General features: G+C 38.1%; 24 protein-coding genes and 1 riboswitch. Of the genes, 2 read left to right on the plus strand and 22 right to left on the minus strand.

Annotation, left to right across the window (positions count from 1 at the left end; all coding sequences use genetic code 11):
- Positions 1–342: 342 nt before the first annotated feature.
- Positions 343–816, minus strand: coding sequence for a peptide-methionine (S)-S-oxide reductase MsrA (gene msrA, locus H514_RS0108445; RefSeq protein ID WP_027446571.1), 474 nt, complete (start codon positions 814–816; stop codon positions 343–345).
- Between the two features lie 112 nt (positions 817–928).
- Positions 929–1,052: riboswitch (SAM riboswitch) on the minus strand.
- 167 nt (positions 1,053–1,219) lie between these two features.
- Between msrA and H514_RS0108450 the strand changes: the two genes are divergently transcribed.
- A complete protein-coding gene (locus tag H514_RS0108450) occupies positions 1,220–1,600 on the plus strand; it encodes a RidA family protein (protein WP_027446572.1) in 381 nt (126 codons plus the stop codon).
- A gap of 231 nt (positions 1,601–1,831) precedes the next feature.
- Here H514_RS0108450 and H514_RS0108455 read toward each other — a convergent pair whose 3' ends face one another.
- From H514_RS0108455 to H514_RS0108520, 14 genes are all read right to left on the minus strand, one after another.
- A complete protein-coding gene (locus H514_RS0108455; protein ID WP_027446573.1) occupies positions 1,832–2,062 on the minus strand; it encodes an excisionase family DNA-binding protein in 231 nt (76 codons plus the stop codon).
- A 44-nt stretch (positions 2,063–2,106) separates the two neighbouring features.
- On the minus strand, positions 2,107–3,159 hold the full coding sequence (locus H514_RS0108460; RefSeq protein ID WP_027446574.1) for a C45 family autoproteolytic acyltransferase/hydolase: 1,053 nt from the start codon (positions 3,157–3,159) through the stop codon (positions 2,107–2,109).
- Positions 3,160–3,277: 118 nt separating this feature from the next.
- Positions 3,278–3,841, minus strand: a complete 564-nt coding sequence (locus H514_RS0108465) for a hypothetical protein (RefSeq protein WP_231566587.1) — start codon at positions 3,839–3,841, stop codon at positions 3,278–3,280.
- Positions 3,842–3,937: 96 nt separating this feature from the next.
- Positions 3,938–4,732 (minus strand): class I SAM-dependent methyltransferase, encoded by a 795-nt coding sequence (locus tag H514_RS0108470; protein ID WP_027446576.1) that lies wholly within the window; start codon positions 4,730–4,732, stop codon positions 3,938–3,940.
- A gap of 122 nt (positions 4,733–4,854) precedes the next feature.
- Entirely contained in the window at positions 4,855–5,256 is a 402-nt protein-coding gene (locus tag H514_RS0108475) for a PaaI family thioesterase (RefSeq protein ID WP_027446577.1), read from the minus strand.
- A 14-nt stretch (positions 5,257–5,270) separates the two neighbouring features.
- Positions 5,271–6,596, minus strand: a complete 1,326-nt coding sequence (locus H514_RS0108480; protein ID WP_027446578.1) for a phenylacetate--CoA ligase family protein — start codon at positions 6,594–6,596, stop codon at positions 5,271–5,273.
- 230 nt (positions 6,597–6,826) lie between these two features.
- A complete protein-coding gene (locus H514_RS0108485; RefSeq protein ID WP_051255087.1) occupies positions 6,827–7,729 on the minus strand; it encodes an ABC transporter permease in 903 nt (300 codons plus the stop codon).
- Complete coding sequence (locus H514_RS0108490; protein WP_027446580.1) at positions 7,719–8,678, minus strand: ABC transporter permease subunit; 960 nt, start codon at positions 8,676–8,678, stop codon at positions 7,719–7,721. The genes H514_RS0108485 and H514_RS0108490 overlap by 11 nt, the downstream gene beginning before the upstream one ends.
- Before the next feature lie 210 nt (positions 8,679–8,888).
- The gene (locus H514_RS0108495) at positions 8,889–10,331 is read right to left on the minus strand and encodes a DEAD/DEAH box helicase (RefSeq protein WP_027446581.1); all 1,443 of its coding nucleotides are present in this window, start codon (positions 10,329–10,331) and stop codon (positions 8,889–8,891) included.
- 112 nt (positions 10,332–10,443) lie between these two features.
- Entirely contained in the window at positions 10,444–10,914 is a 471-nt protein-coding gene (locus H514_RS0108500) for a divergent PAP2 family protein (RefSeq protein WP_027446582.1), read from the minus strand.
- An 87-nt stretch (positions 10,915–11,001) separates the two neighbouring features.
- The gene (locus H514_RS22785) at positions 11,002–13,269 is read right to left on the minus strand and encodes a putative bifunctional diguanylate cyclase/phosphodiesterase (RefSeq protein WP_027446583.1); all 2,268 of its coding nucleotides are present in this window, start codon (positions 13,267–13,269) and stop codon (positions 11,002–11,004) included.
- Between the two features lie 270 nt (positions 13,270–13,539).
- Positions 13,540–13,905, minus strand: a complete 366-nt coding sequence (locus H514_RS0108510; protein WP_027446584.1) for a DUF4363 family protein — start codon at positions 13,903–13,905, stop codon at positions 13,540–13,542.
- Positions 13,906–13,922: 17 nt separating this feature from the next.
- The gene (locus tag H514_RS0108515; RefSeq protein WP_197063069.1) at positions 13,923–14,654 is read right to left on the minus strand and encodes a YetF domain-containing protein; all 732 of its coding nucleotides are present in this window, start codon (positions 14,652–14,654) and stop codon (positions 13,923–13,925) included.
- A 142-nt stretch (positions 14,655–14,796) separates the two neighbouring features.
- Positions 14,797–15,486, minus strand: a complete 690-nt coding sequence (locus H514_RS0108520; RefSeq protein ID WP_027446586.1) for a nucleotidyltransferase domain-containing protein — start codon at positions 15,484–15,486, stop codon at positions 14,797–14,799.
- 146 nt (positions 15,487–15,632) lie between these two features.
- Here H514_RS0108520 and H514_RS24955 point away from each other — a divergent pair, with 146 nt between their 5' ends.
- Positions 15,633–15,806 (plus strand): SE1832 family protein, encoded by a 174-nt coding sequence (locus tag H514_RS24955; RefSeq protein ID WP_169449751.1) that lies wholly within the window; start codon positions 15,633–15,635, stop codon positions 15,804–15,806.
- A gap of 80 nt (positions 15,807–15,886) precedes the next feature.
- Here H514_RS24955 and H514_RS0108530 read toward each other — a convergent pair whose 3' ends face one another.
- From H514_RS0108530 to putP, 7 genes are all read right to left on the minus strand, one after another.
- Positions 15,887–16,381, minus strand: coding sequence for a YehS family protein (locus H514_RS0108530; protein WP_027446587.1), 495 nt, complete (start codon positions 16,379–16,381; stop codon positions 15,887–15,889).
- A gap of 76 nt (positions 16,382–16,457) precedes the next feature.
- Positions 16,458–17,831 carry a 23S rRNA (uracil(1939)-C(5))-methyltransferase RlmD gene (gene rlmD / locus H514_RS0108535; RefSeq protein WP_027446588.1) on the minus strand — a complete coding sequence of 458 codons (1,374 nt, stop codon included), beginning with the start codon at positions 17,829–17,831 and terminating at the stop codon, positions 16,458–16,460.
- A 104-nt stretch (positions 17,832–17,935) separates the two neighbouring features.
- Positions 17,936–18,832, minus strand: a complete 897-nt coding sequence (locus tag H514_RS0108540) for a diacylglycerol kinase (protein ID WP_027446589.1) — start codon at positions 18,830–18,832, stop codon at positions 17,936–17,938.
- A 165-nt stretch (positions 18,833–18,997) separates the two neighbouring features.
- The gene (gene gatB, locus H514_RS0108545) at positions 18,998–20,428 is read right to left on the minus strand and encodes an Asp-tRNA(Asn)/Glu-tRNA(Gln) amidotransferase subunit GatB (protein ID WP_027446590.1); all 1,431 of its coding nucleotides are present in this window, start codon (positions 20,426–20,428) and stop codon (positions 18,998–19,000) included.
- The gene (gene gatA, locus H514_RS0108550; protein WP_027446591.1) at positions 20,428–21,903 is read right to left on the minus strand and encodes an Asp-tRNA(Asn)/Glu-tRNA(Gln) amidotransferase subunit GatA; all 1,476 of its coding nucleotides are present in this window, start codon (positions 21,901–21,903) and stop codon (positions 20,428–20,430) included. The genes gatB and gatA overlap by 1 nt, the downstream gene beginning before the upstream one ends.
- A 12-nt stretch (positions 21,904–21,915) precedes the next feature.
- The gene (gene gatC, locus H514_RS0108555) at positions 21,916–22,206 is read right to left on the minus strand and encodes an Asp-tRNA(Asn)/Glu-tRNA(Gln) amidotransferase subunit GatC (protein WP_027446592.1); all 291 of its coding nucleotides are present in this window, start codon (positions 22,204–22,206) and stop codon (positions 21,916–21,918) included.
- A 194-nt stretch (positions 22,207–22,400) separates the two neighbouring features.
- The gene (gene putP, locus H514_RS0108560) at positions 22,401–23,906 is read right to left on the minus strand and encodes a sodium/proline symporter PutP (RefSeq protein ID WP_027446593.1); all 1,506 of its coding nucleotides are present in this window, start codon (positions 23,904–23,906) and stop codon (positions 22,401–22,403) included.
- Positions 23,907–23,948: the final 42 nt, after the last annotated feature.

A 23,948-nucleotide genomic window follows, 5' to 3' on the forward strand; every position in this document is an offset into this window, starting at 1 on the left:
TCTGGGATGAGGTGTTCTAATTCCAGGTAGTATAATCCTATCATGACAAGGTTTTGAGCAACTTCTGTGAATATAAATTCCAATCAATTTGAGATGGGAAAGTCCAAATTATGGTCCGTTAATCTCCATAATCGCGTGGAGGGAAGGAAACGGCAAACTGTCGTGGTAACAAAGGGAAGACGAGACCCCGCAGGCACGAGGAGGCTCGGCTTTTCTTCCACAACAGGCTTGCCGTTTCACTGACCGGAACAAATTACACAAAAGCAACGGACTCCTCTCAGTTTCAAGTCTTCAACATAACTGCCATAAAGCTGAATAAGAAAATAGTGTAACCCCGAAGGATTACACTATTCCACAAGATACAGAACCGTTTTTCTGCAAATATTTTTGATGATATTCTTCTGCTTCATAAAAGTCGGAAGCCTGTGTAAGTTGCGTTACGATTGGTGTTTTAAATATACCTTTATTATTCCATTCTGTAATTTTTTCTTCAGCAATATGCTGTTGGGTCTCATCAGAGAAGAAAATTACGGAACGATATTGAGAGCCAACATCTTCTCCCTGGCGATTCTTCGTGGTTGGATCATGACATTCAAAGAAAAGATCCAATAACTCCTGGTAGGAGACAATATCAGAATTGTAATCAATTTTGGTTACTTCAGCATGACCAGTTTTCCCTGTTTTCACCTGTTCATAGGATGGGTTCTCAACATCTCCACCCATAAAACCTACCCTTGTTGCTTCTACACCATTTATGCGTTCAAAAAATGCTTCTACTCCCCAAAAACATCCTGCTGCAAATACTGCTGTTGCCATTTCACATCAATTCCTTTCCCTAAAACGCGAAACTTCATCTAAGAGAGAGATTGTAGCAACACAAAACCCCTCTCTTATCCAAGAAAGGGGTCGTAGTTATATCCGTACGATCCTCTCATCTCCCAAGATCACGTAGATCCTGCAGGAATTGGCACCGTCCCAACCATATCTTCGAGATACGATCGGGTGGTTGCCGGGCTTCAAAGGGCCAGTCCCTCCACCTCTCTGGATAAGAAGTTACCGTTATTCAAATTTTCGTTACTATTCATCATACATACATTTGTTAGCGAAGTAAAGTGATAAACACACAAAAATTTTATTTGTTTTATAGTATTCCATTATGCTTGCTCCTATGATTCATTTTATAATGAAATTAGATTTAAATTAAAAAGGAGTTTTTCATATGTTCAATCCAATAGCTACTGATCAAGCACCAGAAGCGATCGGTCCATACTCTCAAGCAGTCGATTTAGGTAACCTTGTTATGGTCTCAGGACAGATCCCTTTAGATCCGAACACACAACAATTCGTATCTGATGATGTAAAAGAACAAACGAAGCAAGTCATGAAAAATGTAGGGGCCATTCTAGAAGAAGCTGGCCTTACGTATAAAAATATTGCAAAGGCAAATATTTATTTAGCGTCTATGGATGATTTTGCTGTTGTAAATGAAGTGTATGCTAGCTTTTTATCAGAACCTTACCCAGCGCGTGCAGCAATTGAAGTCAGTCGCTTACCGAAGGGTGCAAAAGTGGAAGTAGAGGCAATTGCAGTAAAAGGGTAAAAGTGAAGTTTTGAGTCAGCCTCACGTTTATAAGAGAATGACTCTTTACCATTAATAAAACCAACTAAAAGATCCCATGCATTCACATGGAACGCATGGGATCTTTTAACTTATGTAACCTGCCACCCTAAGGGTTGGTTAAGTTCCCGCAGTCGTATTATAACGAGGGTGGCATTAATGTAACGATAGCATGGGCCAAGCTGTAAAAGCAACTTAGCTTTTGTGAATCTTTTAATCTTCATCTTTCACATCTGGATCTTCAGGAATCGGTTCATTGAGATATTCCTGAATTTGTTGTCGGTACTTCTCCATTTGCTCCAAGTGAGTGTTGAACTGTTCCTTGTTAATTAAGAACTGCTCACCATCATGAATGGCACGAATTCGATTATATTGTACGAGACTTTCTATATAGTCTTCAGGAAGGGAAAGAAACTCTGCAGTCTCTTTTATGGTTAGGTACATGGATTTCACCTTCTTCAATAAACTCTACTACAAGTGTATCAGGTTTATCTTGCATTCTCATCCATATGAACAAATGGTAACTCTGTATCCACTTCTCCTTCAATTCGCTTCTGAAGAGTAGAGTTTCCTTGTAACCATTCACCAAAATCAAATTCGATCGGCTCTTGATCTCCACCTAAGGCGATCCATGTTTTCATTTCTTTAGGGAAATAAGCAGATGTATGTATAGTTCCTGACCAATTTTTATACTGCTTTGAGAACACGCCCTGATCTGTATCGTTTAATAAACGAAATGCATGATACCCTTCTGATATTGTTTCCTTCTTTTCATTCATGGCATCCAATCTTTTATATGAGTCTTTAAGGTAGTTACGATTTTCATGCTTCATAATCTCATAATGATTGGTACATACATCTGATTGTCTTACTTCGACACCTCTAGGAGTTGCTTCTACTACATACGTTTCACCGCTTGCATCATACACAACATAACTAAATGAATGACGGTGAGGAATTTCCTTCAGCATTTCAACCGCTTCCTGAACGTTTGCACAACTTTCTAAAATCAATCGACCGATCATACAGCAAATAAACCCATCACCTGGCTTTTTGCGATGCATGAAGTTATATCCAAGCACGAGGCCTTTTTCATTCATTCCATCCATTCTACCTGTAATACGTTGTGTAGGCCCTGCTATGGCATAACCTTGGTCGGTTGGTTGGAAAAAAATATAACGCCCCTCATACGTTTTCGGCTGATAATCATAGTTTCGTATCAAATAATTTTCTCCCGTTAAAATTGAGCAACCTGAACGGACATACTCTAAACGATAGCCTCCAAACTCCATTAACACACGTTCCATTGGCCACTCCAGAGCATCACGTATACCTAGAAGCTCGTCCCATACACCAGGGGCAAACTTTGTAATGGTATCTTTCACTTCTTGCTCCTCAACCGTAAAACGCGGCTTCCGAATTCTCCATTGTTTTTCGCGATTCAGTACCGTTAATGAATCTTTTAAAAGCTCCCCTTGCATATATCCAAAGTCATAATGCGTTCCTCGAAATTGTAGAATATCACTATAGATTTTCTTCATGATGAATACCTCTTTTTGTCAGTTTCAATTATGTAGAGAGTATATATGATTGAATTCACGAAATAAAGTAATCAACTACAAAAAAAGCGCAATCCTTTTATAGGATAGCGCTCAATTATTAGCTCATGCTATATTCCAAGACTTCTACCTTTCTTAAGTTGGTATCGATCATTCTAGACCTTGTATCATTATGAGAAACCAATACATCTTGACCCTCTTCATCAAAACAATAAGCTATAGGAATCGAAAAACCACAATTTCTATAAGATCCATCAGCATGACTAGCCCCAATCACTAATGCTTTCCTAGACTTAGCAATTTTTCGAGCTTCAGAAGTCCACTCAACAAATTGCTCCTCACTAAACATTCCCACACCAATTGGGTTAAAGATGATGTCGTATTGATCTTCTGTTGGTAAGCCCTCTTCTCCTTGAAATACTTCTCGGCATAATAAATACCCCATATTTGCTTGCTGATCTATAGCTTTTGAAGGCATATAGAGATTATCATTTTCTGGAGTTTTTGCTCGATCTAAAATTACTTCTCCATCCGCATTTACAATAAAGGAACGGTCCAAGTTTTGATCATCTTTATACCCTGTAACAATAGTGGTTTCTATCTTCTTAGCCAAGCCAGCCACTTCATCTAATTTGCCACTCTTCACATAACTTTCTGGATACAAAATTACATCCACATGCTCATGCTTTTGTATTTCATATGTAAGTTGTTCTAAGTTTTCTTCTCTTTTAGGTTGTCCAACAAGAATTTTTATTGTGATTCACTCCTTCATTCCAAATTTAACGGATAAATCTACTTCCTCTTTAAACACGCCATCCTCATGAATGGTTAACAGAGTTTCCCTCACAGCGCGTTCGAACGATTCAACATGGTCTCCTAAAAATCGCCTCAAGCCATAGGATGTGGAATACAAGTTTCCAAGAATTGAATCTATTGTCCACTCTCTTTCAAATGTAGGGAATCGATATATTTCTAGAGTAAATGGAGATTGACGAATCACCTCTTCATGACTTTTAACGGGATGGGAGTACGTTGTGTTCCCCGCTCTTCTTTCCTCACCGTACCAATGTGTGATAATTTCATTAAGCTTTTTTTGCCATGATGCTAGTTGCTTTTCAGGATTATAATCATCAATAACGGCTACACCCCCACCTTGATTCACTCTACCGTATAAATCATCAAGCACTTGAGGTCGATCCATCCAGTGAAACGATTTAGACATAATAACAAGGTCAAAAACATCGTCATATTGTTCTTTAAATGAGCTAAGATCTCCTTGAAACCATTCTATATTCCCCATTCTTATTTCTTCATGAAGCCTCTTAGCCTCCGCTAACATTTCAGGTTCTAAATCAGCGCCTACAATTCGCTCACACCAATCGGAAAACCTCATCGTTAATTGCCCCGTGCCACATCCAAGGTCTAAAAGTGTTTGCTCTCCATTCAAATCGAATTTCTTAACCAAATACCTAACTAGTGATGAAGGGTACATTGGTCGATACTTTGAATAATAACCAGCCGCTCCTTTAAATAAATCATTACCATATGTATTCACTTGTCCCACTCCTGTGCTCTCATGATTTTTCCAAAACTATATCCACCTCTCTATTATTCAATAAAAAAGCACCACTTCCTTCCAAGAAGTGATGCTCACACTAAAATTATTATCATGTTCAATCATGCAAAATACTCTTTCTTCCGATAAACCGTTCCATCAGCTGTTGCCAGAAGCTCTCCGTTTTGATTGTTAATCGTCATTCGATAATGCCCGAGTTTAGGGTTTTTCGATACTTCTTTAGCCGTAGCAGTGAGAACATCTCCCTGTTTACCAGCTTTCATATAATTGATATTCACATTAATTCCCACGGCAATTTGGCCATGTGAATTACTCGCAATCGCAAAGACAAAATCAGCTAAAGAAAACATGACCCCACCATTAGCTGCTCCATGAAAATTTAAGTGCTCTTCGTTTATTGTCATCGAGGCAATGGCAAACCCTTCATCTACCTTTTCGATTGTTATACCTAGCTCTTTTGCGTAAGGGTCAGCATGTACAGTTTCTAATATGGTTTCGTTCATGATGAGCCCCCTCTCTACACCTCAACCTTTTCATCCGTGCGGTCTATAATTCTTACAGCTTTCCCTTGGGACCTTGGAATTGTCTTAGGAGGATGAACCTTCACATCCAGTGAGACGAGACAGTTACTCTTCATACAGCGCTGAATTTCTTTGGATAAAGATGTGACGCGCTCATGATCCATATCCCTTTTGATTTCATTATAGAATTCATCTTCAACTTCAACCTGTAACTCAACATGCTGAAGGCTTCCCTTCTTGTAAAGGTAAAGCTGATAGTGGGGCACAATTCCCTGAACAGGTAACAGATGATGTTCAATTTCAGAAGGGAATACGTTCACGCCACGTATGATTAACATATCGTCAATACGTCCTTTTACGCGTGACATTCGTGCTGTCGTACGTCCACAAGCACACTTTTCACGTGTAATAGAAGCAATATCTCCCGTTCGATATCGAATAACAGGAAAGGCTTCTTTCGTTAAGCTCGTAAATACCAACTCACCGTCTTCACCATCTGGAACAGGCGCTAATGTTTCTGGATCGATGACTTCAACAAGGAAATGATCTTCAGCGATGTGCAGACCATCCTGTGCTTCATGACATTCCATAGATACACCAGGACCTAGCACTTCACTTAATCCATAAATGTCACATGCCTTTAGGTCCAGTTTTTCTTCTAACGTTTTACGCATTTCCTGTGACCATGGCTCAGCACCAAAAATCCCGTATTTGAGTGACGTTTCACGAGGGTCTTCCCCTTGCTCTTCCATTCGCTCAGCTAAATTCAAAATATAAGAAGGAGTTCCACAAATAACGGATGGCTTAAAATCTTTAATAAGCTGGATTTGTCGATCAGAATTCCCACCAGATACAGGTACTGTAGCCATGCCAAGCTCTTCTCCACCGTAATGAAGCCCTAATCCACCAGTAAAAAGACCGTACCCATATGCATTGTGCAGGACCTCGCCAGGTTTTCCTCCAGCAATTGAAATAGCACGTGCAACGAGCTCGCTCCACATTTGGATATCCTTTTTCGTGTATCCTACTACCGTCGGCTTACCACTTGTACCAGATGAAGCATGAATACGTACTACTTCACTTTGATCAACTGCAAATAAGCCAAAAGGATAATGCTCACGCATATCTTTTTTGCTTAAGAAAGGAAGTTTTGTTAGATCTTCTAATGACGTTATATCTCTAGGGTGTACGCCAAGGTCATCAAATTTCTCCTTATAAAATGGAACATTCTCATAGACTTTATGTAATGTTTCATGCAATCTTTCTAATTGCAGTTTATCCATCTCTTGTCTGGAAACGCTTTCATTTTTGTGTAAAAACATACGGGTTTCCTCCTCAGCTTAGTGAATGTGAAAACTTATGAGAAATACTATATTTTTATGTCACAAATCCTATAATCCGTTATGAAATTGTAATGCCATTTGTACATAATGTAGCGCTAAGAAGAAAGAAAGTCAATATATTATTTTGAAATTTTATTATTTTCTGACAAAATAACAGAACCTGTACCATCCTGAAAATCGACATAATCCGGGTGGTGACAGGCACTTATTTAAAGGTAACTTTGTTTTTTCTCATAATAATTTCGAATCCCGTTTCCTAATACATAGAAACCAACTACAAATAACGTGATTGCGACTGCTCCTGAAAAAGGAATCCAGGGGCTGATAAAAATATCGTACGTTGCTTGCTTAAACAACACCGGCCACGCATGAGAGGTATTAACCATTTTAAAAGCGGGAGCCATGGTGGGAAGAGACTCTAGTTTATGTCGAATAAACACATGAATGAGCCCTAACTGACCAATTAAAAACATAACCCGACTAATATCTAATGTAAAATTAACAGCGACTTGTGGAAACAACTGAGGGAAAAAGTATCTCCTCAAGATCTGCATAGGAGAATTCCCTGAAACAATAGCCGTTTCAATGTAAGGCTTTTGAGAAATTTCAACGGTTTGTTTCAAGATGACATCTGCCACTCGCCCCACTTCAACCAAAGCAAGAATTAGGATCATCCATACAGCACGATACTCTGAATAGATCAAATAAGGCATATTTATAAGAAGAAGCACAATAAAAATCACGGGCACAAAAGAAAGCACTTGATTCAAAAACTGAAGTAAGCGATTCGCTGAACGATAATAATATGAAGACAATCCTAGTGGAACCGCTACAATATACCTTATTAAGACTACTGATAAAACCACTACGAGAACCTCTTTTGTCCCTATTATAAGTCGACTCACTATGTCTCTTCCGAGGTGGTCCGAACCAAACCAATATTCACCCGATGGGGGAAAAGGAGGAATAAGCATCTCCCCATCTTCCGCTTGGAGCATACCTTTGGTTTCTAGTTCTTGATCTACAAAAGGAAGATAAGGTCCTACAAAGGCTAATAAAATGAGAAAGACTAAAAATCCGATACCTATTTTCAATTGCCTATTACGCTTCATCCATACCACCCCTTTGTAGCATGATTCCAGTTGCAATTTTACTCACGATTTGTGTGAGCATCACAATCGTTGTAAACACTACAATAAATTCAATAACAAGAGCAGTTTGAATCGATTGATCCGCTCCAATTGCAAAGGTACTCCTTACACTTAAAGCCTTATAAAAAGAATAGGCAGCCCCTCTATAAGAGGTAATCAACTCTACTACAAACAAGTTCGATAGTATGTACAACATAATCGTATTTAAATGACTAATAATAGACAACCAACAATTACTTAACATATGGCGCCAAACAATCTTCCGCTTCCCCGTCCCCTTGCTCATCGCTGTTCGAATATAGTCCTGACTCGCTTGCTGTTCTAAACTAGCAAACGTAAGCCTTGCGATATAAAAGGTTGGGTAAATTGATAGAAAAATAATACTCACAATCTTATTGGATGCCTGCTCACTTCCATAAAGACTAATATGGGGTAACCCATAAGACGACAAGGTAATAATAGCAACCTGAATAAATAAAAGCAGAAAGAAATCAGGAACAGAAAGAAAAAACACCGTTGTTGGTTTGCCTAGAGGATCGTAACGCCTTGTTTTCACATTAAAATCATAAACACCTTTTAACAAGCCTACAACTGCACTAATGATAAAACTCGGGATAATCAACCATAAACTCTTCTTCACATAACGCCAAACCTCATACTCCACCGAATGCGTGTATTTGGTTGTACCAAGACTCTTGTTTTCCCAAGCATAGGTTACGATAGAAGATATATTATCTCCATAATCCTTCCAAGAAAATGTTGTAATACTCTCTTCATATTGTTTCACTTGATCAACTCGAGACATAGCAGGATCCACCTGAGGGTTCCCTCTTGGTAATAGTACGATAAGCAACAAAATGACTGTAACAAACAACCACATCAATATCGTTCGAATTCCTTGTAAAACCATCACTTTGTATCCCCTTTTATTTCCATATCATAGAAATGATTGTACTACTCACGAATAAAAATTGCTACAATTCTGACATTTTATCTTTAATTTATCCCTGTCTATAAGATACAAATTAGATGAATGATAGAAGGGGGGGGCCATTCATTTTTTCTAAACAAAACTTAAATTCTATATAAAAAGGAGCCCCTATTTGGACTCCTTTACCAGCTATTTTCTTGCTTCATGTACTTTAAGTTTCTTTCCTTTTACAGTAGTATTTTTCATGGCTTGCAATACACGTGGACCTTTCCCATTTAATATTTCAACATACGAGAGGTTTTCTTGTATCGTAATGATTCCAATATCATCTGCAGAAACGCCTTCTATATTAGAAATCGTTCCTACAAAATCAACAGCTCTTATTTTCTTTTTCTTCCCACCATTAAAATAAAGTTTCATAATATCTTTATTCAAATGAGCCTTTCGATCTTTTTCTATAGCAGGCTTCTGATCCAATTTCTTTTTAAAATCGTCACTCGCTTTTGCAATGGCTTCATTAGAAGGTGGAGTGACTTTAGGAATGGAGAACCCAATATAGTCTTGGATGTTTTCCAAAACCTCTCCCTCACTCGGTGTTACAAATGATATAGCTATTCCTGACTTCCCTGCACGTGCCGTCCGTCCTGTTCTATGAACGTAGCTTTCTTTTTCCAAAGGCATATCATAATTGATAACGTGTGTAATGTTCTCAACATCAATGCCTCTAGCAGCAACATCTGTCGCGACTAAATATCGAAATTTCCCCTCTTTGAAATCATCCATTACTTCAAAACGGTCTTCTTGAACCATTCCACCATGTAGTTTATCGACTGGATAATGCAGTCGATCTAATTCATCCATTAATTGATTTACATGCTCTTGCGTTCGGCAAAAGATGATACAACGATCAGGGTTTTCTACTGTGGTTATATCCTTTAAAAGTGAAAGCTTATCTTCTTCTAGGACTTCAATATAAGAATGATCAATATTATCAGTTGTCATTCTAGTTGCTTCTATCTCAATATGAAGGGGTTGTCTCATGTAATTCCGACTCAACGCTTCAATATCTTCTGGTAATGTTGCAGAAAACAGATAAGTCGCTCGATCTTTAGGAAGTTTTTGAATGATGGCTTCTACTTGGTCAATAAATCCCATGTTAAGCATTTCATCTGCTTCATCAATGACAAGGTAATCTAGTTTTTGAGTAGAAAGTGTTCCTTTTTCAAGGTGATCCAGCACTCTTCCAGGTGTTCCAACTACAACATGTGACTTTTGTTTCAACTCTAATTTTTGCCTTTGGAAAGGTTGCTTCCCATAGACTGCAGTTGCCTTAATCCTTTTAAATCGTCCTATATTTGTTATATCTTCTTTTATTTGTGCGGCCAGCTCACGCGTTGGGGTTAGAATTAAAGCTTGTGGTTTGTTCTCTTCCCATAACACCTTTTCACAGATTGGGATGCCAAATGAAGCCGTCTTTCCACTTCCCGTTTGTGATTTTACAACGAGATCTTTATTCATCAAGGCTTGTGGAATAACCTGATCCTGTACTTCAGTCGGAGTATCATATGCTAAACCCGAAAGAGCCTTTAGGAGGTCTTCACTTAATCCATAGTTTTTAAAATCTACATTCATTTTGTAGCCTCATTTTCTATATAGTCTACTTTCTCCTAACATCATACCATCAATCGATAGTAAAAAAGAGCCCTATCATGGACTCTCATCACAGAATATAAGTAGCTTATCGTTAATCTCGATTCTCAACTTTTGAAGATAAGAAACCTAATAGCCCTCCTAATAATGCACCACCCAGTACTTCAACGGGCTGATGCCCTAATAATTCCTTTAACTCCTTTTCACGTTCCACAAATTCAAAGCTTGGAAAATCTCCTGAGATCTCAGCCATACTATCTTCTAAGTCATTAACAAGCTGGGCAATTTCACCGGTATGGCGTCGAATCCCTTGTGCATCGTACATAACAATCACACCAAAAACAGTAGCCAATGCAGTTTCAGTATGACTGGCACCTTTATTCGTTGCGATATAAGTCGCAAGGGCTGACACACCAGCTGAATGCGAGCTTGGCATGCCTCCAGTAGTCAATACCTGCTTCAGATCCCAATCCCCACTAACTCTTTTATGAGTAAGGATTTTCAACCCTTGAGCAATTCCAATAGATGCAATCGCTGTTACAATCCCCTTGTTCATTTTTTGCATGAATTACACCCTCCGTTCTAAAACAAACTTCTCATTATCAATTACCCTGTTTAAAGAGTTTTATTCAGAACAGTGGGCATGCAAACATTATTCTATAGTATAAATACTAGATTGTAGTAAGAGCGCCTCAAAATCTTTTTCTGAAACTGGCCTGGAAAATTGGTAGCCCTGACCACTACTACACCCTTGTTCCACTAGCTTCTTAACCTGATATTCGTGCTCAATTCCTTCAGCCAAAACATGAAGATTTAAATTTAGTCCTAAATCGATAATTGTTTTTATCATAGATAAGTTTTTTGAATCAGTGAGATTATCTATAAAAGATTTATCAATTTTGATTACATCAATAGGGAGTTCTCTAAGCACATATAGTGATGAATAACCTGTTCCAAAGTCATCAATAGACAGTTTCACTCCAATTGACCTTAAACGATTCAATACTTCTTTTGATTCACTGACATTTTGTATAATACTCTCTGTAATTTCTAGCTCAAGATATTGTGGACTTAAGCCAGTTTCGTCTAAAGCTTTACTAACTGCATTAATAAAATCACTATGTTCGAATTGGCGTGCAGAAACATTAATTGAAATACAAAGAGGATCAAATCCTTTTTCCTGCCAATGCTTATTTTGTTTACAAGCTGTTTTTAAAACCCATTCGCCTATTGCTACAATATTACCGGTCTCTTCTGCTAATGGGATAAACTCTTGTGGTGATATAAACCCAAGTTTTGGATGCTTCCAACGTAACAATGCCTCCATACCTGTAATTTCCTTTGTGTACAAATCAACTTTAGGTTGGTAATAAAGCTCCAGTTGATCTTTTTCAATTGCTTTACTCAACTCGCTTTCAATGTAAACCCTTCGATTTATAATTTCATGTAATTCCGCATTATAAAATTGAAAATTGTTTTTCCCATTTTCTTTGGCAAGATACATTGCCATATCAGCACTTATAAATAAAGATTCTTGATCGCTTCCATTTTCGGGATAAACACTTATACCAATACTAGGTGTAACTGAAATTTCATATTCATTTACTAAAAAAGGATTAGTAAACTCTTTCAATACAGCCTCTGCTGTTTGCTGACAATAAAGGGCAGATGCATTGGGGAGGATTATGATATATTCATCCCCACCTAATCTGTATAAGTTATCGTAAACTTCTAATCCATCTTTTAAACGATTTGATACCTCTTTTAATAAGCCATCTCCAGTGTAATGACCAAGGGTATCATTTACATATTTAAAGCGATCTAAGTCAATTAAAAGAAGACCTACCTTATGATTTCTAAGTTGAGCTTCATCAATAACATTCATTAAATCTTTTCTAAATTTTGTTCGGTTTTTTAGTCCAGTTAATGGATCATGATAAGCCAAGTCTCTATATTCGTCTGTTAGATTTTCATTTTTTTTCATAATCAAAAATTGTCTTATAATGATTAGAAGAAAGATAATACACGCACCGATACTAAGAGCATTGAATTTCCATTGATAACTTTCTATTGCTAATAAAATAAAAAGTAATACACCTAAATAAGGCAATATTACCTTTTCTTTCTTGGAATCATCATTTAATGACCAATTTTCCTCTGGTTTTCCACTTTCTTTTCTAAAAACTCCCGCAAGGCCAATTAACATTATTGCAATGAGCCATAATGGTTCGATCAAGCCACCTACTTTGTATTCTCCAGTGAGGCGGAGGAAAATTAAACTTGAATCACAGATCACTTGGATGAAGAACCCACTTATAAGAATTAAAATAACCTTTCTATTATTACTAGTTTTCGATAGGTAATAGAGAGTTACTGTAACAAACAAGATGCTTAAATTTAACATTGGGTAAATTAAAATTATAGTTGAAATGGATATTGAACTATTTGTAATAGATATAATTGGTTTTATTAAATAATAGACACTAATAGATGAAAAAATCGTCATAAAAATAAGAATATAAAAGATATAATGATTATTAGAGTGCCTCATACTTAACAGTTGTGTTTTATAAATTAAAGCACCTAGAAAGATGATATACTCAAGAATCCATATCCAATTGGATACCCTAGGAAATTGGGAAGATCCCCCCCATATTTGAAAACACAGCCAAATACCATTGGAAATTACGTAAAGTAATGTACCAAGACATAATAATAACCAAAAGTAACTTTCTTTCTCAGAAGTTGAAGAATACACTTTATATAACCACGTAGAACTTAATGTACCACCAACTATTGAGATAATAGATACTCCTAATAACCTAATACTAGAATTATCACTAAATGTTATAATCCAACCATAAAATACAATGCTACTAATAATTAAGGTAAGTATTGCCAAACCTCTTGATGCTAACATAGTAATCCCTCATTATTTTTAAGTGTTTAGTATTCTAATAGAGACTCTAAATTCTCAATTTTGAGATATAATTTATAAGATAGCCATATATGGTCCTAAATCCCTATAAAGATGTAGGTCTTATTTTATCATATAAATAATACATATAATTGTATTTTTATTTAATTTTCAACAAAAAATAACAAAAATGCCTATTGCTCCCGATGCCTGTCAAATATAAAGAACTCGACAAACCCGGGGAATGATAGGCACTTTGATTGGCACTGTAATTTATCGCGCTAAATTATCCCACAGTTCATAAAAAAAGTAGATGTTCTCCATTACTGCTTGGTCATCTTTACCTTTAATCCCACCCTTTATTTGTGCAAAAACTCCACTTATTTCAAGTATAAATTCTTTCTCAACACTAAATTGAATTCGCCTAGTTACTTTTTTCCACGCTTCTTCTATGTATTTTATATGCTCTTCAGCATTTTCCCACTCTTCATTAGCCACTTCTTTTTCTATCTTCTTGACCGTTTCAACTAATCGATCATCATGGCCATAGGATTTCTTTAATATAGAGCCACTGTTCATGATAACGATAAAAATAGCAAGTGTAAGAATAGGGATGAGATATAATAAAAATTTCTTCATAACCTTCACCTCAAACTTTAATAAGGACCATCATAATCACTAAGGTCTGAATCTTTACCTACATGGTCTTCATATTGATCTGTGTACAATTGACCATTGGGTAATATTAAAGCGTAAGAAACGTTTTTTACGTCATCAATACCTTTTGATTTCAATTGTTGGTATAACCAATTTTCATCTTTATGCCTTTGTTTTAAATTCTGTTCAATGATAATCCCATCTTGAATGACCTCAGTTGATAAACCATTTGGTGTACTAGGTATCCTTAAATCCTTTGGTGTTACCGGGAGATATTCAGGCTTGGGTAGGACTGTTAAATTACCATTAATCTCTAAAATGGCATATTCAACTTCTGTTATATCAAAAATTCCTCTGTCACGAAGGAGCATCATTAATTCACTCAATTTAATGCGCATCTTCCTTAAGTTTTTCTCTAAAATTCTACCATTCTCAATAACGACAGTTGGTTCTCCATCCATAACCTTGCCTAAGTAACGATTCTTGATCGTAATGTATTGTAAAACACCAGTCAAAAGCGCATATCCAGCTAATCCCACCCAATGAGCCCAGGCTTTTGAAGAAAGGTCTGTAGCTAAGGTGGCTGCAATCGAACCAATTGTAATTCCGTTTATATAATCAAAGAATGTTAATTGTCCTACCTCCTGTTTACCAAGTATTCTGGTGAAAATTAAAAGTGTAAAAAAGGAAATAATAACCCTTACGATAACAACTAGCGCTTCATCGATCATGAACAAACCTCCTATCCATTTAGCCTTTTACTATTATTCCCAAAGTATATGAAGATAAGTCATAATAAAGAGTGCCTGTCACCTCCCGGATATTGTCGAACCTTTCGACAAACCTCGGATGGTGACAGGCACTGATAAAATACTATTTCTTATACCCTTTAAATAACCTTCCGCCAAAGGGTGCTAATTGATGGTCCACAAACCTGATGAGTTCATCTTTATTTTTGGATTTATGATACTCATGAATACAATTTGTAAAACCCTTAGCGATATTTGGATCAAAGTGTTTTAAACACCGAAACATCCACTTTCCTTCACCGATCCACTCTTGATTCGCTCTAAGGATAAATTCAGGAAGTTTTCTTGTGAGTTCACCCACACTATATGTATCTTCCATTTCTACTCTAGACCCCTCTAAGTCATAAAGCAGATCTGAAATGAAGTATCGAAACTCATCCATTTTGCTCGAGGACAAAGGACTGGGCCCTTCTTTTAAGTTTTCTTCCCCTTGTATCTTCAAAGTACTTGCATCTTCCTCACCTTTGATTACCACACCTTCAGAGCACATTCTACTCAATAGAGGAATTCCATACTGCTTTTCAAGGAATAATTCCAACTCAAGCGAATCGTCATTATATACAAAAGCTTCAATGGGTTTATCTAGAAATATATAAGATTTTCTAAACGTATCCTCATCTAGGATGACAATATCTAAATCTGAAGAAGGGGTATTATCTCCTCGAACAAAACTTCCGGCCAATAAAGCAGCACGACTACCAGGAAAATGAGTTCCTATAAATTCCCTTGCTATATGAAGGATCTCTTTGTTCATCGTAACCATCCTTTCTTTTATGGAAGCTTTAATACATCATTCTTATATGTATATTCAACTTACGTGTATCGATGTGCCAGGCACTTTTTTTAAGCGGATAAATGTTCTAAACTAATATATATGAATGATCTAAAGGAGAGTACTATATGAATAAGGAAGAAGTTAATCAAAAGATTGCAGAATTAAAAATGGAATATTTGAGGTTACAAGATGATATGGAACGATTAGAGTCATTTGGTCGATCCGTTGATAAACAAGAGCAAAAGTTGCTAGAAATTGAAAATGAGTTACAGTATTATAACAACTTACAAGATCAGTAAAGCTACTTTAAAGTGCCTGTCACCACCCGAGTTTTGTCGAATAGTGTACGACAAATTTCGGGTGGTGACAGGCACTTTTCTTAACCTCTATATAAAACCGTTAATCCCTTCAGGAAACTTCTAGCATACTTGTCCCCACACTCTTGATAATTTTTATGCCCCTGTTTTCTTAATAGAGCGCTTAATTCTCCTTTTGTCACGCTGACGCCTGCTTTATTAAAGACATCAAGCATATCCTCACTTGTTAATTTGAGTGCAATTTTCGATTTCTTAAGCAGGATATTATTGATATTTTCATCACCAGACAGCGCGGGTCTCTCAGGTTGTCCTGGTTTTGGCTCCTGTTTTCCTCTTTTCAAAATAATGAGGCCATTTAAAAATAACTCTATGGTCCCATTATCCACTGTTGAATCCTCTTCGTCATCAAGATTGTCATCATTACTATCTTTGGTGAGCATTTCACGTACTTCTTCTAATGTTACTTCCATATCACCAAGTTTAAATATTTTTACCATATCCTGATCTTTTATATCCAGAGCATATCTTAATCGAATTAACCGATCTTTATTATTCATCTATTATACCACCTTTACTATAAAGCGAAGTCCCGAGAAACTTTTATTACTCTCGGGACTCCTGCATACGATATTTCTATTTTCTTTTAAGCCATGACACACACTCAATATGCCCAGTCTGAGGAAACATATCGACAGGCTGTACTTCCTGAGTCTCAAACCCACCATCTTCTAAAATACGTAAGTCACGCGCTAAAGTAGATGGATTACAGGAAACATATACAATCTTGTTCGGCTTCATTTCAATCATCGCCTGAAGTAAACTTTCATCGCAGCCTTTTCGTGGCGGATCGACTACGATTACGTCTGGGTCAAGCCCTTGAGACTTCCACCATGGAAAAACCTTTTCTGCTTCGCCAACAAAGAATTCCGCATTCTCTAATCCGTTTAGTTTTGCGTTTTTCTTCGCGTCTGATACTGCTGGTCCAACGACCTCTACACCGTACACTTTCTTTGCCTTTTGAGCTAAGAAAAGGGAGATGGTTCCGATACCGCAATAAGCATCAATCACCGTTTCATGTCCTTGTAGATCAGCATATTCTAACGCTTTATCATATAATTGTTTCGTTTGATTCGGGTTGACCTGATAGAACGACTTTGGAGAAATCATGAACTCGATGTCACCAATACGGTCTTTGATATATTTTTCACCCCAAAGAATCGTCGTTTGGTCTCCCATAACTACATTTGTACGTTTTGGGTTCACATTGTGGACGATGGATTTTACATCAGGATAGGTTTGTCGGATTTCCTCTACAATGTCATTCTTATGAGGAAGCTCTTTTGTTTTCGTAATGATAACAACCATTACATCGCCAGTTGTTTGACCTGTACGAACCATAATGTGGCGAAGTGTGCCACGATGTTTCTCTTCATCATAAGCTTGGAGCCCGTGTTTCTCTGCGATACGACGAACAGCTTCTACCATACGATCATTCTTTTCATCTTGGATCACACAGGTATCCATATTGATGATGTCATGACTCCGTTTTCGATAAAATCCAGTTTTAAGGCCATCACCGTCTTTGCCAACAGGAATTTGAACCTTGTTGCGGTAACGCCATGGATCTTCCATCCCAATTGTCGGATGAACAGGCACATGACTCAGATGACCAACTTTATGCATAGAGCTTTCCACTTGATTGCGTTTCATGCTTAACTGCATGTCATAGCTCATATGTTGAATCTGACAACCGCCACATTGATAAAAGACATCACAAGGCGGTTCTACACGTTCCGGGCTTGGCTCCTCAACTTCAAGGAGCTTACCGAAGCCAAAATTCTTTTTTACCTTAATGACTTTAACCTTTCCTTTTTCTCCTGGTAAACCATAAGGAACGAAGAGTGGATAGCCATTAACTTTGCCTACACCATTGCCTTCATGTGTTAAGTCTTCAAATGTGAGCTCTACAGTTTCATTTTTCTGCACAGGTGGCTGTGGTTTTGACATCTATATAACTTCCTTTACCATCTTGTTATGGTACCGTGTTACGCTCGGATATTGTCAGTTTTGACAAACCTCGAGCGTAACAAGACACCTACTTTTTCTTTTTATTACTCCCATCGATCTCTTGGGACAAAAAATTCGAGGTGGCGATATAAATTGACAAATTCCCCGGGTAATAATCCGCCAAATTCCCCATCTATATTTAGCTGCATTTTTTCGTCTGTTATAACCTTTATACGATTTGCTTTTGCATAGATGACATTAGGGTCCTTAATATGGTTGCCTTTCATAGCTAAGGAAGCAAGGCGAATAAGTTCAGCTAGATTTACTTTCTTAATAATGAGTAAATCAAACATACCATCATCCATATAAGCGTCAGGAGCTAATTTTTCCAAGCCACCAACTGAGTTTGTATTGGATACAAGAAAGACCATAACTTCCCCTTCATACCATTTCCCATCATACTCAATTTGTACATGAGTTGGTCTAAGGGAAGGAATCATTTCGACCCCTTTCAAGTAGTACGCCAATTGACCAAGCATGGTCTTGAGCTTACTTGGTACTTCATAGGTTAACTCGGTTAGCTTCCCGCCACCAGCGATATTCACGAAGTATTGTTCGTTAACCCGTCCAATATCCAGTTCTTTTGAATAGTCGTCTAAAATGACATCAATCGCTTTTTTAATATTTCGCGGTACACAAATTGCTCGAGCAAAATCATTTGTCGTTCCAACAGGGATAATCCCTAACTTTGGTCGATGCTCATTTTCAGCAAGGCCATTAATTACTTCGTTAATGGTTCCATCTCCACCGGCTGCGACGACGACATCAAACTTTCGCTGAGCGGCTATTTCTGCTGCATGTGTCGCGTCTCCTGATCCTACGGTGCAGTGAGTAGATGTTTCATATCCCGCTTGTTCAAATCGTTGCAATATTTCTGGGAGCTCTCTCTTAACGGCTTCTCTGCCAGAGGTTGGATTGTAGATAATCCGTGCTCGCTTCATAGGTCTTACCCCCATCCAAGCCATATTTCCTTTCATCATCATACTTCTTTTTCCTTTATTTGAAAAGTTTAATCCTTTTATAGGATTTCCGATGATGAGGTATTTAACACATAGAAAAGCACGCCATAAAAGCGTGCTTTCCCTCATTTGTGACATGTTCTTATTCTATCGTTTTTCGATCTCTTCTAAGATGATTTTGTTAACCATAGGTGGGTTAGCCTGACCTTTGGTTGCTTTCATCGTCTGTCCAACAAGGAAGCCTAGGGCACGGTCTTTACCGTTCTTATAGTCTTCAATGGATTGTGGATTTTCATCAAGAATACCTGTGATAATCTCGCGAAGTTGTCCTTCATCCGAAATCTGCACAAGACCTTTGTCCTTAACGATTTTCTCTGGATCGCCACCGTTTTCAACTAGCTCAGCGAATACTTTCTTCGCAATTTTAGAAGAAATGGTTCCGTCTTCGATCAATTTGATCATTTTCGCAAGGCCTTCTGGTGTTAATGCAAGTTCATGAACCTCTTTGTAATTTTTATTCATGTAAGCAGATACTTCACCCATTAACCAGTTGGAAGCTTGCTTCACGTCAGCTCCAGCGTTGATCGTTTCCTCAAAGAAATCAGATAGATCTTTATTATTCGTAAGAACCATCGCATCGTATTCTGGAAGCTCTAGTTCTTTTACATAACGCTCTTTACGAGCATCTGGAAGCTCAGGAATTTCAGCACGAATGCGTTCTTTCCAGTCATCGTTAATATATAGAGGAACAAGGTCCGGCTCTGGGAAGTAACGGTAGTCGTCTGATCCTTCTTTAACACGCATTAAAATCGTCTTCTTAGAAGATTCATCAAAACGGCGAGTTTCCTGTAGGATTTCTTCGCCTGCAAGTAATGCTTTTTCCTGACGTTGTTCTTCAAACTCTAGTCCTTTTTGAACAAAAGAGAAGGAGTTCAAGTTCTTCAATTCTGTTTTTGTACCGAATTCCTCTTGTCCGATTGGACGGATGGATATGTTTGCGTCAGCACGAAGAGAGCCTTCCTCCATCTTACAATCCGATACGCCTGTATATTGAATGATATTCTTCAGCTTTTCCAAGTAAGCATATGCTTCTTTTGGCGAGCGAATGTCTGGCTCAGATACAATCTCAACAAGTGGTGTACCTTGACGGTTGTAGTCAACTAGGGAATAGCCATCATCACTGTGCGTAAGTTTACCCGCATCTTCTTCAACATGAAGACGAGTAATGCCGATTCGCTTTGTTTTGCCGTCTACTTCAATATCGATATATCCATTTTCACCTAGTGGCTGATCAAACTGCGAAATTTGATAAGCTTTCGGATTATCAGGGTAGAAGTAGTTCTTTCGGTCAAATTTCGTATCTGTAGCTATATCACAGTTTAAAGCCATAGCTGCTTTCATGGCGTAGTTAATAACTTCTTCATTTAAAACCGGTAAAACACCTGGGTACCCTAAGTCGATTGGATTCACGTTTGTATTCGGCTCGTCACCAAACATATTCGGACTCGGGCTGAAAATTTTCGATGCAGTTTTTAATTCTACGTGGACTTCAATTCCGATAATCGTTTCGAAGTTCATTATTGGGCACCTCCCAGGGACGGTTGTTGCTTATGGTAGTCAGTCGCTTGTTCAAAAGCATGCGCTGCACGATAAACTGTGCTCTCGTCAAAGTGCTTTCCGATGATTTGTAGTCCAATCGGTAAGCCTTCTGAAGAGAAGCCACAAGGTACTGAAATACCAGGAACACCTGCTAAGTTAACAGGAATCGTCAGGATGTCGTTTGCATACATCGTCAATGGATCATCTGTGTTTTCGCCAACTTTAAAGGCTGGTGTTGGTGTTGTAGGTCCAATGATCACATCGTAGTTTTCGAAAATGTCGTCAAAGTCCTTCTTGATTAACGTACGTACTTGTTGTGCTTTTTTATAGTAAGCATCATAGTAACCAGAGCTTAACGCAAATGTACCAAGCATGATACGGCGCTTCACTTCGTCACCAAAACCTTCACTACGGGAAAGCTTAAACATGTCTAGCATGTTTTCTGCCTTTTCAGAACGACGACCATAGCGAACACCATCGAAGCGAGCAAGGTTTGCAGATGCTTCTGAAGATGAAATGAGGTAATACGTTGATAGAGCATACTTAGAGTGCGGAAGTGTAACCTCTTCCCATGTTGCACCCATCTTCTCATATTCTTTGATTGCATTTTGAACAGCTGTTTTAACTTCTTCAGATACACCTTCACCAAGGTATTCCTTAGGTACAGCAATTTTTAGGTCTTTTACATCGCCTGTTAATGCTTCCGTGTACTTCGGTACATCAACATTTGCAGATGTAGAATCCATTTTGTCATGTCCAGCAATGGTTTCAAGAATATAGGCGTTATCCTCTACGTTACGAGTTAAAGGTCCAATTTGGTCAAGGGATGACGCAAAAGCAATCAAACCAAAACGAGATACACGACCATATGTTGGTTTAAGTCCTACAACACCACAATAAGCTGCTGGTTGGCGAATAGATCCCCCCGTATCTGACCCTAGGGAGAATGGAACCTCACCCGCAGCTACAGACGCTGCTGATGCACCACTAGATCCTCCTGGAACATAATCTGTGTTCCATGGATTACGTGTTGGGAAGTAACTGGAATTTTCGTTAGAAGAACCCATCGCAAATTCGTCCATGTTCAGCTTTCCAACTGTAACAGATTCAGCGTCATTTAACTTTTGAACAACATGAGCATCGTATAAAGGATCATATAGGTTGTCCAAAATCTGGCTTGCTGCGGTTGTACGTAAGCCTTTTGTTACAATGTTATCTTTAATCGCGATCGGCATACCAAATAACAAGCCACGTCCTTCTTTCGTGCCTCGTAATTCATCTAGTTCTTTTGCACGCTCGCGTGCGCCTTCTTCGTTCAGTGTTAAAAAGGATTTTACTTCTCCATCAACTTCTTCAATACGCTTAAAGGCTTCATCTAAAAGATCATTAACGGAGATCTCTTTGTTATGTAGCCACTCTTGTATTTCTGAAAGCTTGTGATCAAAAAGAGACATGCGTTGTACCTCCTATTCCAAAATGGATGGCACTCGGATTTGGCCATCTTGTTTTTCCGGTGCGTTTTTCAATGCTTCATCTTGCGTAATCCATTTCTTCGGTTCATCTTTACGCATGACATTTTTCAAATCTAAAACGTGTGTAGTTGGTTCTACACCCTCTGTATCTAATTCATTTAACTGTTCAGCCATCGAGATGATATCGTCTAGCTGCTTTGTAAACTTATCAGCTTCTTCTTCAGAAACATGTAAACGCGCTAAATGAGCAACGTGCTTTACTTGTTCTTTATCAATGCGTGACATTGTTTAACCTCCATTCGTATCGAACATCACATAATATATGATGATACCAAAATTACCGTATAACAATCAAGAAGACAGATGTGAATGAGAACTGTCAAATTCCTACTTATTTAAATGTTTATGTTTTTTAAAAGTGGATACATAATAAAAGACCCCTTCTTAAATAGAAGAGGTCTTTATGTGAAATAGAGATATTACATATTTTTCGCTTGGTCGAATTCAGCAACGATTTCATTACTTGGACGACGGCTCATAAGACTAACAACTATAGCAACTAGTGCACATAGAATGAAACCTGGAACAATTTCGTAAAGCCCTGTCCCTAATTGTTTCCAAATAACTACCGTAGCTGCACCTACAATAATACCTGCGATCGCTCCTGGTGCAGTAAGACGCTTCCAGAATAGTGAAAGCAAGATTATTGGACCGAATGAAGCTCCAAATCCTGCCCATGCATAACTTACAAGGCCAAGCACTGAACTTTCTGGGTTGTAAGCAAGTAGGATAGCAATTAGTGCGATTACACCTACAGAAATACGACCTACCCAAACAAGTTCACGTTCAGATGCATTTTTACGAAGGATAGCTTTATAGAAGTCCTCCGCTACAGCTGAAGATGATACAAGTAACTGAGAGTCAATTGTACTCATAATTGCAGAAAGAATTGCTGCTAATAGAATACCTGCAATGACTGGGTGGAATAAGATTTGAGAGAATGCAATAAAGATTTTCTCAGGGTCATCTAACATCTGAACTCCACCATCAGTTACAACTTTCACACCAAATTCAGCTAAGTTTCCAGCATTAGCAACATCACTTACATAAGCTAAACCAACAAAACCAGTAAAGATAGCACCGTAAAGACCAAGGATCATCCAAGTCATACCGATGAAACGAGCTTTTGGTACATCTTTAGAAGAACGTAATGCCATAAAACGCGTTAAAATATGTGGCTGACCAAAGTAACCAAGTCCCCAAGCCATAGAAGAAATAACGGCTAATACGCCAACACCTTTAACCATATCAAGACGGCTAGGGTCGATTTCCCCTACTGTTTGCATAACTTGATTCCATCCACCAAGTTCGCTAATAGCAACAATTGGTACAGCGATAAGAGCAATGAACATTAGGATTCCCTGAACGAAGTCCGTCCAACTTACTGCTAAGAATCCACCTAAGAATGTGTACGAAATAATAACAATAGCACCGATCCATAGGGCTTGTTCATACCCTAAACCGAAGGATGCTTCAAATAATTTTGCTCCGGCAACCATACCAGAAGACGTATAGAATGTGAAAAATAGTAAAATAACAAGTGCGGAGATAACGCGCAAAACGTGCGAGTTGTCACGGAAGCGATTTTCAAAGAAGTCTGGCACTGTGATTGAATCGTTGGCAACCTCCGTATAATTACGTAGTCGACGCGCAACAAATTGCCAGTTTAAGTAGGCACCAATAGCTAGTCCGACACCAATCCAAGCACTGGATAAACCTCCAGCATAAATAGCTCCAGGCAGTCCTAGTAGCAACCAACCACTCATGTCTGATGCTCCGGCACTTAATGCGGCAACACCTGGTCCTAGGCGGCGTCCTCCTAATACATAGTCTGATAAATTACTAGTCAAGCGATAAGCTGCTAGACCAATTAAAAGCATTCCAATTAAATAAATAATAAACGTAACTAACGTAGCAGTACTCATTGGGTACTATTCTCTCCTTCCAGTAAATAAAGTAATCGTTGA

It is taken from the genome of Pontibacillus marinus BH030004 = DSM 16465, from assembly GCF_000425225.1.
Taxonomy (GTDB): domain Bacteria; phylum Bacillota; class Bacilli; order Bacillales; family BH030062; genus Pontibacillus; species Pontibacillus marinus.